Genomic DNA, 15,716 nt, shown 5'->3' with positions numbered 1-15,716 from the left:
GAAGGCCCACGCCCCCTCTCGAGCGCCGCACCATTCCTCTCGCGGGCTTGCGAGCATGCCGGGCATTGGCGGGCCGAGGGAAGAGCGGTGCAATTGACGCTGCGGCGAGCGTTCGTTAAATCGAACAGACCTGTTCGAAAAGACCTTCCCGAGGGAGCACGCCATGACCGACCGCGCACCGGGTTTCCACACGCTCGCCGTCCATGCCGGCGCCGCTCCCGACGCGGCCACCGGCGCGCGCGCCACGCCGATCTACCAGACGACCTCCTTCGTCTTCGACGATGTCGACCACGCCGCCTCGCTGTTCGGACTGCAGGCCTTCGGCAACATCTACACCCGCATCGGCAACCCGACTAACGCGGTGCTGGAGGAGCGCGTCGCGGCGCTGGAGGGCGGGACGGCGGCGCTGGCGGTGGCCTCCGGCCATGCCGCCGAGTTCCTGACCTTCCATGCGCTGCTGCAGCCGGGCGACGAGTTCGTGGCGGCGAAAAAGCTCTATGGCGGCTCGATCAACCAATTCAACCATTCCTACAAGAACTTCGGCTGGAACGTGATCTGGGCCGATCCGGACGATCTCGACGCCTTCGCCGCGGCGGTGACGCCGAAGACCAAGGCGATCTTCGTCGAGTCCATCGCCAATCCGGGCGGCGTCATCGTCGACCTTCAGGCGATCTCGAAGATCGCGAAGAAGCACAACATCCCGTTCATCGTCGACAACACGATGGCGAGCCCCTACCTGATCCGCCCCTTCGAGCACGGCGCCGACATCGTCGTGCATTCGGCGACCAAATTCCTCGGCGGCCATGGCAACTCGATCGGCGGGCTGATCGTCGACGGCGGCTCGTTCAACTGGGTCGGCGACGAGCGCTATCCGATGCTGTCCAAGCCGCGGCCGGAATATAACGGCATGGTGCTGGGCGAGACCTTCGGCAATTTCGCCTTCGCGATCGCGACCCGCGTGCTCGGCCTGCGCGACATGGGCCCGGCGCTCTCGCCCTTCAACGCCTTCATGATCCTGACCGGCATCGAGACGCTGCCGCTGCGCATGCAGCGCCATTGCGACAATGCGCTGAAGGTCGCGACGCATCTCTCCACGCACCCGGCGGTGGCCTGGGTGAGCTATCCCGGCCTGCCCGGCGACAAGTACCACGAGCTCGCCAAGCGCTATTCGCCCAAGGGCGCCGGCGCGGTGTTCACGCTCGGCCTCAAGGGCGGCTACGACGCCGGCGTCCAGCTGGTTTCGAAGCTGCAGCTGTTCTCGCATCTCGCCAATATCGGCGACACCCGCTCGCTGGTGATCCACCCGGCCTCGACCACGCATCGCCAGCTCTCGGACGCGCAGAAGACCGCGTCCGGCGCCGGCCCCGAGGTGGTGCGCCTGTCGATCGGCATCGAGGATCCGGAGGACCTGATCGCGGATCTCGACCAGGCGCTGGCCTGATCTACGACGTCATTCTCGGGCGGCGCAAAGCGCCGGCCCGGGAATCTCATGACGCGAAAGCGCTGGCCGGAGCCCCTTCTGGCCTGAGATGCTCGGGGCAAGCCCGAGCATGACGCGCGCTACCCTCGCGCTGCCTGCTGCGTACGCGTCACATGCACCACGCCCATCGCCAGCACGGTGAAGCCGAGCGCCTGATGGGCGAGCCCGGCCCAGAGCGGCACGACCAGCAGCAGCGTCACGATGCCGAGCGCGGACTGCGCCAGGACCAGCCCGGCAATGGCGGTGGCGCGCCTGGCGCTGCCGGAACCCGGCGCGGCGCGGCGCAAGGCCAGCATGTGCCAGAGCGCGAAGGCGAGCAGGACATAGGCGCCGAGGCGGTGGTTGAACTGCACCAGCGCGACATTGTCGACGAAGTTCTCCCAGACCGGCGTGCCGGCGAACAGCGTCGCGGCGGACGGCACCAGCGCCCCGTCCATCAGCGGCCAGGTGTTGAAGGTGAAGCCGGCCCTGGAGCCGGCGACGAGGCCGCCGAGCGCGACCTGGACGAAGAGCAGCAGGAGCAGGAACCAGGCGCCCGCCCTGCCCCTGACCGCCTCGATGCGGCGCAGCGGGGTGAGCCAGGTGGCGAAGGCGACGACGCTGGCGAAGAAGAGGCCGGCGAAGACGAGATGCAGCGTCAACTTAACGGGCGCGACCGCGATCATGCCCGGCTGTAGGCCCGAGGCCACCATGATCCAGCCGATCGTGCCCTGCAGGCCGAGCAAGAGGCCCATGCCGAACAGGAGCGCCGTCTGCCGCCACGGCATCAGCCGCCGCAGCAGGACGACGAGGAAGCCGGCGGTATAGACCAGCCCGATGAAGCGGCCGAGCTGGCGGTGGCCCCATTCCCACCAGTAGATGAACTTGAAGTCGGCGAGCGCCATGCCCGCATTCAGGAGCTGGTATTGCGGGCTCGCCCGGTACTTCTCGAATTCCAGCGCCCAGGAGGCGTCGGAAAGCGGCGGGATCGCGCCGGTGACGGGGCGCCATTCGGTGATCGAAAGACCCGAGCCGGTCAGTCGCGTCGCGCCGCCGACCACGACCATGACGAAGACGAGGGCTGCGACGGCCCAGAGCCACCGGCGGATGCCGGCATGGCTGGCGGCGGCCGGCATGGCAGGCTGATCGAGCGCGATCGTCACGGCGGCGGGACCTCGGGTCGCAGGGAGCAGGCTTGAATACGCTTCACAAGCGCGGCGGCGGGTGACAGATAGTCCGCCCTCGAGAGCTGAACAACGCCCGCAATGCCGCAGCCCGGACCAGGATCGCATGAGGCAGACCTATCGCAAGCTCGTCGGCACGGTCGTGATGATCGTCTTCGTCTGCGTCTACGCGCTCGTCGCCATGGCGCTGGCGCAGGGGCGGATCACCGAGGCTTCGAAGCTCGTCCAGACGATCGCCTATGTCGCGCTGGGGCTGGTCTGGATCCTGCCGCTGCTGCCGCTGATCAAATGGATGGAGCGCAAGGACGGGTAGCCGTCATTCTCGGCCGCAGCGAAGCGGAGAGCCGAGAATCTCCCGGCGAGGAGGCGCCCTGCGGGCCTCATCCGGCCTGGGATGCTCGGGCGAGCCCGAGCATGACGGCAACTCTATCCGACGCTCAGCTTCCGGCCGCGGTTCCACAGCAGGAACGGCAGCCCCGAGAGCAGCGCCTTGAGCGCCGCTTCGCTCTGGTGCAGCCCGTTGAGCGAGACGCGGGGCAGCGCGTGCAGGTGCCCGACGTGCTCGGCGAAGAGGTGCCCCGGTCGCGTCGTCACGGCGCTGACATAGCCGGCCTCCCTCGCCAGGGCGAATTCGCGCGGCCCGGCCGAGCCGGGATCGCCGACCGGGTAGGCGAAGTGGCGGATCGGCGTTTCCAGCGTCGTCTCCAGCCAGGCCTTGCTCTCGACGATCTCCTGCCGCGCGACCTCCTCCGGATGTCTGGCGAGCATCGGATGGCTCAGTGTGTGGGCGCCGATGGTGACCCCGGGCGCGCCGGCGAGCGAGCGCAGCGTCTCGGCCGGCAGGCATTCGCGCTCGACCAGGGCGGTGGGGTCGATGCCGGCCTGAGCCGCGAGCCCGGAAATCACCGAGAGCAGACTCGCTTCCGGCCCTTTGCGCAAGCGCCAGTAGAGCTGGTCGAAGGCCCGCTGCTTCTCGGCGTCGCTTCCGGCCGCGGCGTCGAAGCGGCCGCCCGGCAGGTCGAGCGCGATGCGCGGCAACGCCCGGATGGCCTCCTCCAGTTCCAGCCACCACAGCCGCGCCGTGCGCTCGGCGAAGCCGCGCACGACATAGAGGGTCCACGGCGCGCCATGCTTCGCCAGCACGGGCCAGGCGTGGTCGAGATTGTCGCGATAGCCGTCGTCGAAGGTGAGCGTGACGAAGAAGCGGCCGGGCCGGGGGGCGGCCAGCCGCGCCAGCGCCTCGTCGAGCGAGACGACGTCGTAGCCCTCGGCGCGGATCAGGCTCAGCGCCCGGTCGAGGAAATCGGGCGTGACCTCGAGCAGGCCGTTGGGCCGAAAGCCGCCGGAGGCCGCCGGACGGACATGGTGCAGCGTCAGGATCGCGCCCCGGCCCTGGGCGAGGCCCCTGCCCCAGCGATCGGCGCCGGTCGCCGCGATCGCCGCGAAGGCGGCCGAAAAAGCCTTGTGGCGCAGGCTCATACCCGACATCTCCGAGAGATCGATTCAACCCTTCGCTAACGCTGTTCGGCGATGGCGTTCGCGGTGCCGGCGATCATGGCAGGTCCGTTCACAATGCCGGGTTAAGGAGGCGGCATGTCCGCCCTCGCCCAGCCCGCACGAAGCACCTCGGCCGCCCCTGCCTCGCGCCGGGACGCGGAGGCGCGCCCCTTCGCCAGGGTGCGGGCCGAGAGCGACATCGCCGCTCTCGAAGCCGACTGGCGCGCGCTCGAGGCCGATGCCCTGGTGACGCCCTATCAGAGCTATGACTGGGTCCGGCCCTTCGCCGAGACGATCGGGCGCGCCGAAGGCATGGCGCTCCGCTTCGTCAGGGTCGAGGACGGCCAGGGCGGGCTGCTCGCGCTGTTCCCGCTGGTGATCACCCGCCGGCTCGGCACGCGCTTCGCCGAATTCATCGGCGGCAAGCACGCCAATTATCACATGGCGCTCTACCGGCCCGCCTTCGCCGCGGCGCTCGACGACGCGGCGACGCGCAGCCTGCTCGCGGATATCGGCACGGCGCTGGGCGGGATCGACGCGCTGTTCTTCGTCAACCAGCCATCCCTCTGGCATGGCGTCGCGAACCCGCCTGCGCGGCTCGCCGCCGGGCAGAGCCCGAGCCGGGCCTACAAGCTCGCGCTCGTGCCGGGCGATTGCGAGGGCACGCTGCGGCGCTCGATGAGCAAGCACGCCCGCAAGAAACTGACGACGAAGCGCAACCGCTTCGCGGAGCTCGGCCCGTCCGAACTGATCCAGGCGCATGGTGAAGCCGAGATCGCGCGCGTGCTCGACGCCTTTCTGGCGCAGAAGGCGGCCCGCTTCGCCCAGATGGGCCTGCCCGACCCGTTCGCGGCGCCGGCGACCCGCGCCTTCCTGCGCCAGGGCGCGATCGGGCAGCCCGGCCGCCCGCCGGCGATCGAGCTCTACTCGCTCGACCTCGCGGGCCGTTCGGTCGCGACCTATGTCGGCGCCGTGCAGGGCGAGCGCTTCTCCGGCATGGCGACGGCTTTCGACCTCGCCGCCGAGGCGGCGCGCACCAGCCCCGGCGAGCTCCTGCTGGTCGAGCTGATCAAGCGCAAATGCCGGGCCGGATTCACCATGTTCGACCTCGGCGTCGGCGAGGCGCGCTACAAGACGACGATCTGCGACGACAGCGACGAGCTCGTCGACACCTTCTTCCCGCTGACGGCCAGGGGACGGGCCTATGCCGGCTACAGCCGGGCCAAACGCGCGCTCAAGCGGCGGATCAAGGCCTCGCCCCTGGCGCTGAAGGCGGCGCAGCGCATCCTCGGCCTGCTGAGGCGCCGCAGGCCGGCGGCGCTGGACGAGTAGGCAGAACTTCTGGCGAGCCGGCCCGCCCTGCTTCCGGGCGCCGGATTCGGCCGGAAAGTGGATCCAGGTTCCAGCCCGGCGCTCAGGCCGGGACCGGCTCCTGCTCCTCGGCGGCGGCCACGACCCGCTCCGGCGTCTCGACCATGACCAGGGCGATCGGCGCCCCGGTCAGGTCGGTCAGGCGATAGGCGGCCTCGACCGCATGGCCGTTGCCGGCATGGCCGGCCATGACCAGCGCTCCCTGGGCGCGCGCCAGCAGCGGCGCCAGCACCTGCGCCTCGTCGGTGGAGGCGACGGCGACCAGCACCCAGTCATAGGTCTCGCAGAGCGCATCGAGCGCGACGTCGACGATGTCGGGAACCGCCAGCACGGCGCTGCGCCCGGCCCGCCCCGGCGCGATCTCGTGCAGGCGCGAATCCTCCTCGCGGGTGATGATGTCGGAGAACATCGCCTCGCCGGCGAGCAGCTCGGAGAAGCCGGCCTGGTCGCGGCCGCCATCGCCGGCGAGATCGACCAGGATGCAGCGGCTGCGCTCGGAGAGCAGCTGGGCCAGGACCCGCGGCGCGGCATTCCCCTCCGCCCCGTCGAGGACGACGAGCAGCGGCGCGTGGCCGGCACTCGCCTTGTTGAGGCAGGCGGCGAGATCGGCGGCTCCTCCGTCGGGATCCGAGAGGTCGAGATGGAGCTGGCCGACGCGCCCGCCATGGGTCAGGAGGCCGGCGATGCGCTCGCGGCGCGGCGGCGGCGCGACCTCCTCGTCTTTTTCGCCGCCCTCCCCGTCATCCTCGTCCTTCGGCTTGCCGACGAGCGGCTCGGCCCTGTCCGGGCCGCTGCGGCGCGGCCGATCATCGGCCGGCATCGGCCCGGCTCCGTTCAGGAGCTCGCGCGAGACCACGGCCGCCAGCGCGACCAGGAAGGTCGCGAGCGTCGCGACGAGGATGGTCGGCAGCTTCTTCGGGAAGGAGGGCTGCGTCGGCTCCACGGCACGCGAGATGACGCGCGCATCGGCAGGCGAGGCGTTCTGCGTGTCGCGGGCCAGCGCCTCGCGATAGCGCAGCATGTATTGCTCGAGCTGCTCGCGCTGGGTGCGCGCGTCGCGCTCGAGCGCGCGCAGCTGGACCTCGTCGTCATTGGCGCCGGACGCCGTCTTCTTCTGGCCCTCGAGCGCGGCCGTGAGGCTTTCGACGCGCTGGCCGGCGATCCTGGCCTCGTTCTCCAGCGTGCGCACGGCCCGTTCGGCGGCGGCGCGGATCTGGCCCTCGAGATCGGCGAGCTGGGCGTTCAGCTCCTTGATGCGGGGATGCTCCGACAGCAGGTTGCGCGATTCGAGCGCGAGCTGGGCGCGCAGGTTGACGCGCTGCTCGATCAGGCGGCGAACCAGCTCGTTGTTGGCGACGTCGGGGATCTCGAAGGTGCGTCCGCTCTTGATCGCGTCGCGGATGATCGCCGCCTTGGCCTGCGCGTCCGCCTGCTGGCTGCGGGCGTTGGTGAGCTGCGTCGACAGGTCGGCGAGCTGCTGGGCGGTGATGGTGGTGTTGTTGGTGCCGACCAGCAGGCCGTGGCTGGAGCGGAACGCCTCGACCTTCGCCTCCGACTCCGCCAGCTTCCGGCGCAGCGGCTCGATCGTGGTCGAGAGCCAGGATGAGGCGCTGCGGGCCGTGTCCTGCTTGGCCGCCTCCTGCATCTCGAGGTAGACGGCGGCGATCTCGTTGGCCGCCCTGGCGGCGAGCGCCGGGTCCTGCGAGGTGAACTCGATCGAGACGATGCGCGAGCGCCCGACCGGGAAGACGAGGAGCCGATCGTAGTATTTCTCCAGGACGCGCTCCTCGGGCGAACGGTCCGCCGGATGGGCGCCGATGCCGAGCAGGACACCGATCTTCTTGAGTGCGCCGAGCGCACCGGCACCCGAATCGAACTCGGCATTGCCGACCAGGCCGATGCGCTTGATCGCCTCGCGGGCGAGATCGCGCGACATGATCACCTGGACCTGGCTCTGCACGCCTTCCGGATCGAATTGCGGCCCGGCGCCGTCCGGCGTCTGGCCGGGGCGCGTATAGAAGCTGTCGCGGCTCTCCAGCAGCAGCCGCGCCTCGCCGGTATAGCGCGGCGTGACGAGGTTGACCGCGACGAAGGACAGCCCGAGCGCCGCCAGCGTCGGCCCGACGATCCAGAGCTTCCTCGCCTTGATCGCGGCCCAGAGGGCCGGCAGGTCGAGCACGTCGGAGCGGCTCTCGCCGGCAGCCGCAACGGTGTCGTAGCGAGCGGTCATGAGGCTTCCATTCACGCAGAACTCTCGCGCCCCGCGAAGAAACGCAGCGTCATGTGAGCCCATTAAGGTTAGTGGTGAGTTAAGAGCCGCCCTCCTGCACGCGACGAAATCCGGACCCGATCAGGTTTTGTTAACCATGACGACCTATCCCTAGGGGCCATGTCTCGATGGGTCCGCCGGTGATGATGAGTAGACATCCCGTCTGTCTGGCGCTTGCCGTAGCGCTCGCCGCCTCAGGCTGTGCGCCGCGCGTGGTCGCGCCGGAGTTCGCGGTCGAGACCGCGGCGCCCTATCAGCTCGCCAGCGGCGACCGGCTGCGCGTCATCGTCTTCGGCCAGGACAACCTCTCCAACATCTACGCCGTCGACGGCTCCGGCCGCATCTCGATGCCGCTGATCGGGGCGGTCGAGGCACAGGGGCGCACGACGCAGCAGCTCGAGCGGGCGATCGAGGCGCGCCTGCGCGCCGGCTATCTGCGCGAGCCGAAGGTCTCGGTCGAGGTCGACGCCTACCGGCCGTTCTTCGTGCTCGGCGAGGTCACCAATTCGGGGCAGTTCCCGTTCGTGAACGGCATGACCGTGCAGACGGCGGTGGCGATCGCCGGCGGCTTCACCCCGCGCGGCCAGCGCAACTATGCCGAGGTCACCCGGCTGATGGACGGCCAGCTCGTCACCGGCACCGTGCCGATCACCTATCCGGTGCGGCCCGGCGATACGATCGTGATCAAGGAACGCTGGTTCTAGATCGCGCCGCATTCGGGCGGAATCGTCCAGACACGGAGCACCGATCATGTCCGTCGCGGCCGGCTCCGCCTCGCTGAGCATCCTGCACGTCTTCCGCGCCCCGCTCGGCGGGCTGTTCCGCCATGTGCTCGACCTGGCCCGCGGCCAGCTCGCGCGCGGCCACGCCGTCGGCATCTTCTGCGATGCGAGCACGGGCGGACCGCGCGCCGACGAGGTCTTCGCCGAACTCGGACCACAGCTGTCGCTCGGCGTCACGCGCGTGCCGATGTCGCGCTATCCGAGCCTGACGGATCTGCGCGCCCAGATCGCCGCGGTCTCGACACGCAGGCGGATCGCGCCGCAGATCGTGCACGCGCACGGCTCCAAGGGCGGCGTCTACGCGCGGTTGCCCGCCCTGCTCTCGCCCGGGCGCAGCTACGTCACCGCCTACACGCCGCATGGCGGCAGCTTCAACTACAAGCCCGGCAGCGCCGAACATCGCGTCTATATGGCGGTCGAGCGCCTGCTCGAGCCGGCGACCGACATGTTCCTGTTCGAGAGCGCCTTCATCGCCGGCCGCTTCGAGGCCCATATCGGTCACAAGCCGCGCACCGACCACCGCATCGTGCTGAACGGCATCTCCGAGGCCGAATTCGAGCCGATCGACCATGCCCGGGCGGGGTTCGACCTCGTCTATCTCGGCGAGCTGCGCTCCGCCAAGGGCGTCGATACGCTGATCGAGTCGCTCGCGCTGCTGAAGCGCCGCGACCGGCTGACGCCGCGCGTCCTGATCGTCGGATCCGGCCCGGACGAGGCCGTGCTGCGGCAGATGACCGTCGACCAGGACGTCGCCGCGCAATGCGTGTTCGATCCGCCGGGGCCGATCCGGGCCGCACTCGCCAAGGCGCATGTCATGGTGATCCCCTCGCGGGCGGAGTCCCTGCCCTACGTCATCCTGGAGGCGGCGGCGGCGGCGCAGCCGCTGATCGCGACCGATGTCGGCGGCATCAAGGAGATCTACGGCCCGAGGCATGCCGACCGGCTGATCCCGCCGAACGACCCGATCGTGCTGGCCGACACGATCCGCGCCACGCTGGCCAAGCCCGCGGCGGACAGGCTGGCCGAGGCCGCCGACCTGGCGAGGCATGTGCGGGCCAGGTTCCGCCTCGACGCCATGGTCGACGGCGTCCTCGACGCCTATCGCGCCGCGCTGGCGAAGCGCGGCGGCTGAGCCGTCCGGTTGGAGACGGCCTCCCGAGGCGCAAGCGAGCCCGACGCCGCTGCCCGGCTCGGCCGGGGTCGGCAGCCGGTCAGAGCAGCTTGAGCGCGACCACGCCGGCGACGACCAGGACGATGCCGAGCCAGCCGCCCGGCCGGATGCGCTGGCCGAAGGCGAGCGAACCGACGACCGCGGTCAGGACGAGGCCGACTCCACCCCAGACGGCATAGGCGACCGAGAGGTCCATGCCGCGGATGGCCTGGGCCAGCGCACCGAAGGCGCCGACGACGCAGGCGACGCCGAGGCCACCGACCAGCCGGCGCTTCAGCCCGTCGGAGATCTTCAGCAGGCTGGTGCCGACCACCTCGAGGGCGACGGCGAGCGCCAGCCAGGCCAGAGCGAAGGCCTGCGCGGAGGCAGCGAAGGTCACACCGGCCTCCGCTCATCCTCCCTGGCGGCCTCGTGACCGACGCCGCGTTCCAGCAGCACGATGCCGCCGATGATCAGGGCCAGCGCCAGCATGCGCGGGACCGTCAGATGCTCGGCGAAGAAGGCATGCCCGATCAGGGCGATGCCGACGATGCCGAGGCCTTCCCAGACCGCATAAGCGACCGCCATCGGGATGACGCGCAGGGCGACGCTGAGCAGGGCGAAGGACAAGCCGATCAGCGCGAGCGGCAGCACCGCGACGAGGACCGGAGCCGCGACGAAGGCCTTCAGCGCCGACGTCGCGACGAGCTCGACGGCGATGGCCGCGAGCAGGATCAACCAATGGAAAGACATAAGTCACACAGGGACGCAGGCCCGGGGCGCAGGCGACGCGGGGGCGGCGTCTGCGGGGTGCGCATCGTTGGCGTTCAAGATGATGTTCGAGATGAAGGGAGCGCTCTGGCTTTCGCCGGAGGCCAGCACACCGCCTTGCCCCAATGTCCGGAAATACCGGCGGGCAAGACCAAGGAAATATGTGCTTCTCAGACACTCATCTGGCGGCCTAAGTGCCTGAAATTATGCTTTTTGTCAACGTGGATACGACTTCCGAAGCCGCCGAGACCTGTTCTCGACCGACGAAACCATGCGCTAATACCTTGAAGGGCCGAGCGAAAATCAACCTTGCTCAGGTCGCGAAAAATCCTGCTCCGGCCATGCGGTTCCGGACCCTCGCGATGGCCGGGGTCACGGCGAATCCCGCTCGCTTCCGCAGCGTTCGATTAAGTCTTCCGAGAGCAATTTGCGCTAGAGCCGGATCCGATCAGATTGGATCAATCTGATCGGTGAATCCGTCTCTCACTTTTGGCTCAGAGACCGTTTTGCCGATCAGCTTGCGGTGCAAGCTGATCGGAACGGGCTCTAGGTCACGACGGCTTTCAGCGCGGCTGGCGCGGATGCCGCCGCGCGCGAGGACTTGGCGAGATGGGCGCTTTCGACGTTCGCGACCTGATCAAGGCGGATTCCGCCGGCCCTGCGCCGGCGAGCGCAGAGTCCGGCGGCACCCGGACCTTCCACCCGCTGGCCGAGCGCATCGCCGCGATGCCGCTCAAGCAGACGCTGTCGCCGGTGCTGGTCGAAGGCCTCGTGCGTCTCGCCGACGTGCTCGCGATCCTCGGCGTCGGCGGGCTGGTCTTCGCCTTCTACGTCGCCGGCAAGGTTGAGGACGCCCTGGCCTATCAGCTCACCGTGCCGCTGATGGCCGTCGGCGCGCTCGCCGCCTTCCAGGCGCTGCACCTCTATCACATCGGAGCGCTGCGCAACGTCGTCAGCATGGCGGTGCGGATCACTGCGGGCTGGACGCTGCTGTTCCTGCTCGCGCTGGCGAGCTTCTTCTTCCTCAAGATCGGCGGGCAGGTCTCGCGCGTCTGGTTCGCCGGTTTCTACGGCATCGGCCTGGCGGCGCTGTTCGTCGAGCGCCTGGCGGTTTCGCTGATCGTGCTGCGCCTGACGCGGATGGGACGGCTGGAGCGGCGCACCGCCATCGTCGGCGGCGGCCAGGCCGGCGAGGAACTGATCCGGGCGCTCGAGGCCCAGCGCGACACCGGGCTGCGCATCTGCGGCGTGTTCGACGACCGCAGCGACGACCGCTCGCCCGATCTCGTCGCCGGCTATCCCAAGCTCGGCACGATCGACGACCTGGTCGAGTTCGCACGCCGCACCAAGCTCGACCTCGTGATCTTCACCCTGCCGATCTCGGCCGAGACGCGGCTGCTCGCCATGCTGCGCAAGCTCTGGGTCCTGCCGATCGACATCAGGCTCTCGGCCCATATGTCGAAGCTCAGATTCCGGCCGCGCTCCTATTCCTATATCGGCGCGGTCCCGGTGCTCGACGTGTTCGACCGGCCGATCGCCGACTGGGACATCGTCGTCAAATGGCTGTTCGACAAGATCGTCGGCACGCTGGCGCTGGTCGCCCTCTCGCCGCTGATGCTGGCGACCGCGATCGCGGTCAAGCTCGATTCCCGCGGCCCGATCCTGTTCCGGCAAAAGCGCTACGGCTTCAACAACGAGATGATCGAGGTGCTGAAATTCCGCTCGCTCTATCACGAGATGAGCGACTTCGCCGCCGCCAAGCAGGTGACCAAGGACGATCCGCGGGTCACGCGCGTCGGCCGCTTCATCCGCAAGACCTCGATCGACGAATTGCCGCAACTGCTCAACGTCGTGTTCAAGGGCAATCTCTCGCTGGTCGGCCCGCGGCCGCACGCGGTCCACGCCACCATGCAGAACCGCGCCTATGAACAGGTCGTCGACGGCTACTTCGCCCGCCACAAGGTGAAGCCCGGCATCACCGGCTGGGCCCAGATCCATGGCTGGCGCGGCGAGACCGACACGGAGGACAAGATCCAGCGCCGCGTCGAGCACGACCTCTACTACATCGAGAACTGGTCGGTGCTGCTCGACCTCTACATCCTGATCAGGACGCCGTTCTCGCTGATGACCAAGAGCGAGAACGCCTATTGAGCGCGCTGGCGCACGGGCGGGACGGGCGAGCCCGGCGCGGGCTGACCATCTCCCATGCCGCGATCAAGCGCGGCGTGCTGTGGCTGTTGACGGCGGTGAGCTTCCTCGCCCTGATCGAACCCTCGCCCTATGAATTCGTCTTCCCGGTCACGCTTCTCGTCTTCGCGCTGACCGGCATCCGCTTCTCGCAGAAGCTGCTGCCGATGGCGCTGCTGCTGCTGCTCTACAATATCGGCGGCGTGATCGCGCTGATCCCCTGGATGGACGAGGCGGCCTCGGTCCGTTTCACCGCCGTCTCGGTCTACCTCATGCTGACCGCGATCTTCTTCGCGGCGATCATGGCGGAGGACCCGCTCGGCCGGCTCGCGACCCTGCGCAAGGGCTATCTGTTCGCCGCCTGGTGCGCCGGCTTCGCCGCCATCGCCGGCTATTTCGACATCGCCGGGCTGGGCGAGATCTTCACGCTGAGCGGCCGCGCCTCCGGCACCTTCAAGGACCCGAACGTGCTCGGCCCCTTCCTGGTGCTGCCGCTGATCTACCTGCTGCACGCCGTGCTGATCGGCAAGATCGGGCTGGCCCGGGGCGTGCTGCTGATGAGCGTGCCGCTGCTGGCGCTGTTCCTGTCGTTCTCGCGCGGCGCCTGGGGCAACCTCGTCGCCGCGGCGCTGATGATGGCGGGGCTGACCTTCCTGACCTCGACGAGCGCCACGCAGCGCGCCCGCATCGTCTTCCTGACGCTGGTCACGCTGGTGCTGGTGGCGGCGGCGCTCTTGATCGCACTCTCCTTCGAGAGCATCCGCAGCGTCTTCGAGATCCGCGCCAGCCTCGACCAGGACTACGACCAGGGCGTCACCGGCCGCTTCGGCAACCAGCTGCGCTCGATCCCGATGCTGCTGGACCTGCCGAACGGCTTCGGGCCGCTGCGCTTCCGCTTCACCTTCCCGGAAGACCCGCACAACGTCTACATCAACGCCTTCGCGTCCTATGGCTGGATCGGCGGCTTCGCCTATCTCGCGCTGACGGTCGCGACCTGCATCGCCGGCTGGCGCGCGGTCTTCCGCCGCGGGCCCTGGCAGGGCGATGCGATCGTGCTCTGGTCGGTGCTGTTCGTCACGATCCTGCAGGGGCTGCAGATCGACACCGACCATTGGCGCCACTTCTATCTGATGCTCGGCCTGATCTGGGGGCTGGCGGCGCTGCCGGAGCCGGGCGCTCAGCGCTCCTTGCGGACGACCACATAGGCGTAGGTCGTGACGAAGCGCCAGTCGACCCTGGCCGCGAGCCGGTTGAACGCGCCGTCGAGCTCGCGCAGCCCCGGCATCCGCTCGAAATAGCCATGGCCCCAGAAGGGCTGGATGTGCAAGTCGCTGAAGCCGGCCCGGCGCAGCATCGGCGCGAGCCTGGCCTCGCTGCCGCGGCACCAATCGTAGAAGGCCGGAAACTTCGGATCGCCGCCGCCCTCTCGCCGCGCCGGGAAGAGCGCATGGACGATGGCGCGCGAGGCCTTTTCCGGCAGGATGTGGTTGAGGGCGAAGACCGGCGCCCACAGCGTCGGCACGAAGGCGAGGCCGATTCCGCCCGGCGCGAGCAGGGCGTGGATGTTGCTCCAGGCCCGCTCGACGTCATGGACGTGCTCGAACACCATGCGCGAGACCATCATGTCGTAGCCGCCGCGTGCGATGTCCGGCTCGGAGAGGTCGCCGGCGATGTCGAAGCGGGCGGTGCGCAGCCCTTTCGGCGTCAAGGCGAGCTCGCCCGCATCGATGTCGTTGACGACGAGATCGAGCCCGTAGCGGCGCGCTTCCTCGGCGGTGAAGAGCGGATCGCGGCCGCCGCCGATCTCGCAGAGCCGCTGCAGGCCGAACTGGTGCATCAGCGCCAGGATCGTCGCCTCGTAATGGTCCCAGGCCCAGGCGGAATGCCAATCGGGCCGGAGCCCGGCGAAAAAGCTCTCGAGCGACCCCTTGCCGGCCGCGATGGCGGCGCCCCGCGGCCGAAGCGGCTGCCGGTCGGTCAACGCCATCGACATCGCGACACTCCTCGCTGTCCAGCTGTGATGGGCCGAACCCTGCGCCCACTGCCCGGCCCGCGCAATCGAAGCCTTAAGAGAGAGTTAATGCGAGGCGAGGTGACCCGCCCCGAAACGGGACGGCTCGCCGCCTCCGGCCGGGCACGGACGCGGGCGCGACGCCTCCCGGCCGATCAGCCGCATTCGGTCAGTTCGCCATGACCGGCTCGGTGGGTATGGCACGTCGCTCGACGGGTCCCGTTGTCGGCGCAGGCCGAGAGTGCGAAGGCGGCGAGCAGCAGGAGGAGCGTGATTCTGTTGGACAGGACAGACATGCGGCCGTTCCGTCGAGCATGGGCGATCAGCTCCGCCCGATCGGCGCTGCCTGAATCCGTATTGGGCAAGGCGCGCGGGCGCGGGCGGCGAAGCCGCCGCTCGCATGATACCGGCGATGGATGAAGAAATGGTCGGAGCGAGAGGATTCGAACCTCCGACCCCTTGTCCCCCAGACAAGTGCGCTAACCGGGCTGCGCTACGCTCCGACGCGACGGCTTATAGAGGGCCCGTCGTCGCGATGCAACGCGGCAATTGCGAGAGTCGGCGGAAGCGCCGCCGGCGCTCTCAGGAGCGCGTGTCCTCGTGCGAGGGCGGCCGGATCTCGGCCGGCGTGATGCCGCGCCGGGCCGAGCGGCGGACGAGCGTCCGCACCAGGCCGGCGAAGACGATGACCAGCGGCAGGGCCAGCGCAGCGCTGTTCTCGAAGGCGAGCCAGACCGAGAGCGCGAGGGTGGCGATGCTCGCGGCGATGAGGGCGAGGTCGGTCATCCCGGCCTCCGCCCGGCCATGACTGGCCGGGGCGGCAGGGGCAGGCCCTGCGCCGTAGCCAATCCAGAGTTCAGCCGGCTCATCATGACCTCGACTTTCCAGGCGGAGCGTCGAAGCGTCAAGCCAGCTTCGCGGCGGGGTGCCCGGCCTGGCGCGAACCGCGCTTCGGGGCGGGGCGCGAGCCGCGCCGGCCGCGCCGTCGATTCGCCGGCACGCGCGGCCGCGGGCCGGTGGCGGGTTCCGGCGCCG

14 protein-coding genes and 1 tRNA gene are annotated in these 15,716 nt (G+C 69.4%); 7 read left to right on the top strand and 8 right to left on the bottom strand.

Going from position 1 to position 15,716, the window contains the following annotated elements:
• Positions 1-163 precede the first annotated feature (163 nt).
• On the top strand, positions 164-1,441 hold the full coding sequence (locus CS1GBM4_RS22905; protein ID WP_186421074.1) for an O-acetylhomoserine aminocarboxypropyltransferase: 1,278 nt from the start codon (positions 164-166) through the stop codon (positions 1,439-1,441).
• 119 nt (positions 1,442-1,560) lie between these two features.
• Here CS1GBM4_RS22905 and CS1GBM4_RS22900 read toward each other — a convergent pair whose 3' ends face one another.
• Positions 1,561-2,595 (bottom strand): COX15/CtaA family protein, encoded by a 1,035-nt coding sequence (locus CS1GBM4_RS22900; RefSeq protein ID WP_186421127.1) that lies wholly within the window; start codon positions 2,593-2,595, stop codon positions 1,561-1,563.
• A 154-nt stretch (positions 2,596-2,749) separates the two neighbouring features.
• On the opposite strand from CS1GBM4_RS22900, the gene CS1GBM4_RS22895 reads away from it, so the two are divergent.
• Positions 2,750-2,956: a DUF2842 domain-containing protein gene (locus CS1GBM4_RS22895; RefSeq protein WP_186421073.1), complete on the top strand. Its 207-nt coding sequence runs from the start codon at positions 2,750-2,752 to the stop codon at positions 2,954-2,956.
• Between the two features lie 113 nt (positions 2,957-3,069).
• On the opposite strand, the gene CS1GBM4_RS22890 is transcribed toward CS1GBM4_RS22895, so the two are convergent.
• Entirely contained in the window at positions 3,070-4,131 is a 1,062-nt protein-coding gene (locus CS1GBM4_RS22890) for a polysaccharide deacetylase family protein (protein ID WP_186421072.1), read from the bottom strand.
• Positions 4,132-4,236: 105 nt separating this feature from the next.
• Between CS1GBM4_RS22890 and CS1GBM4_RS22885 the strand changes: the two genes are divergently transcribed.
• On the top strand, positions 4,237-5,472 hold the full coding sequence (locus CS1GBM4_RS22885) for a GNAT family N-acetyltransferase (protein WP_186421071.1): 1,236 nt from the start codon (positions 4,237-4,239) through the stop codon (positions 5,470-5,472).
• An 82-nt stretch (positions 5,473-5,554) separates the two neighbouring features.
• Here CS1GBM4_RS22885 and CS1GBM4_RS22880 read toward each other — a convergent pair whose 3' ends face one another.
• The gene (locus tag CS1GBM4_RS22880) at positions 5,555-7,741 is read right to left on the bottom strand and encodes a GumC family protein (protein WP_186421070.1); all 2,187 of its coding nucleotides are present in this window, start codon (positions 7,739-7,741) and stop codon (positions 5,555-5,557) included.
• A gap of 185 nt (positions 7,742-7,926) precedes the next feature.
• On the opposite strand from CS1GBM4_RS22880, the gene CS1GBM4_RS22875 reads away from it, so the two are divergent.
• On the top strand, positions 7,927-8,484 hold the full coding sequence (locus CS1GBM4_RS22875; RefSeq protein ID WP_186421069.1) for a polysaccharide biosynthesis/export family protein: 558 nt from the start codon (positions 7,927-7,929) through the stop codon (positions 8,482-8,484).
• 46 nt (positions 8,485-8,530) lie between these two features.
• The gene (locus CS1GBM4_RS22870) at positions 8,531-9,694 is read left to right on the top strand and encodes a glycosyltransferase (RefSeq protein ID WP_186421068.1); all 1,164 of its coding nucleotides are present in this window, start codon (positions 8,531-8,533) and stop codon (positions 9,692-9,694) included.
• 79 nt (positions 9,695-9,773) lie between these two features.
• Here CS1GBM4_RS22870 and mdtI read toward each other — a convergent pair whose 3' ends face one another.
• Positions 9,774-10,112, bottom strand: coding sequence for a multidrug/spermidine efflux SMR transporter subunit MdtI (gene mdtI / locus CS1GBM4_RS22865; protein WP_244607366.1), 339 nt, complete (start codon positions 10,110-10,112; stop codon positions 9,774-9,776).
• Positions 10,109-10,465: a multidrug efflux SMR transporter gene (locus CS1GBM4_RS22860; protein ID WP_186421067.1), complete on the bottom strand. Its 357-nt coding sequence runs from the start codon at positions 10,463-10,465 to the stop codon at positions 10,109-10,111. The genes mdtI and CS1GBM4_RS22860 overlap by 4 nt, the downstream gene beginning before the upstream one ends.
• 627 nt (positions 10,466-11,092) lie before the next feature.
• Here CS1GBM4_RS22860 and CS1GBM4_RS22855 point away from each other — a divergent pair.
• Both CS1GBM4_RS22855 and CS1GBM4_RS22850 read left to right on the top strand, forming a co-directional pair.
• Positions 11,093-12,634: an undecaprenyl-phosphate glucose phosphotransferase gene (locus CS1GBM4_RS22855; RefSeq protein ID WP_186421066.1), complete on the top strand. Its 1,542-nt coding sequence runs from the start codon at positions 11,093-11,095 to the stop codon at positions 12,632-12,634.
• Complete coding sequence (locus tag CS1GBM4_RS22850) at positions 12,631-13,875, top strand: O-antigen ligase family protein (protein ID WP_186421065.1); 1,245 nt, start codon at positions 12,631-12,633, stop codon at positions 13,873-13,875. The genes CS1GBM4_RS22855 and CS1GBM4_RS22850 overlap by 4 nt, the downstream gene beginning before the upstream one ends.
• Here the strand turns inward: CS1GBM4_RS22850 and CS1GBM4_RS22845 are convergent.
• The 3 genes from CS1GBM4_RS22845 to CS1GBM4_RS22835 all read right to left on the bottom strand — a co-directional run bounded on the left by CS1GBM4_RS22845 (position 13,848) and on the right by CS1GBM4_RS22835 (position 15,467).
• A complete protein-coding gene (locus tag CS1GBM4_RS22845) occupies positions 13,848-14,663 on the bottom strand; it encodes a methyltransferase domain-containing protein (RefSeq protein ID WP_186421064.1) in 816 nt (271 codons plus the stop codon). The genes CS1GBM4_RS22850 and CS1GBM4_RS22845 overlap by 28 nt on opposite strands.
• A 443-nt stretch (positions 14,664-15,106) precedes the next feature.
• Positions 15,107-15,184 (bottom strand) — tRNA-Pro (locus CS1GBM4_RS22840).
• A gap of 79 nt (positions 15,185-15,263) precedes the next feature.
• The gene (locus tag CS1GBM4_RS22835; protein WP_186421063.1) at positions 15,264-15,467 is read right to left on the bottom strand and encodes a hypothetical protein; all 204 of its coding nucleotides are present in this window, start codon (positions 15,465-15,467) and stop codon (positions 15,264-15,266) included.
• Positions 15,468-15,716: the final 249 nt, after the last annotated feature.

The sequence above is a fragment of the Allobosea sp. CS1GBMeth4 genome (assembly GCF_900185715.1).
In the GTDB taxonomy this organism is placed as follows: Bacteria; Pseudomonadota; Alphaproteobacteria; order Rhizobiales; family Beijerinckiaceae; genus Allobosea.
Note: the sequence above shows the minus strand (reverse complement) of the source record. Positions and strands in the feature narration are given on the sequence as shown.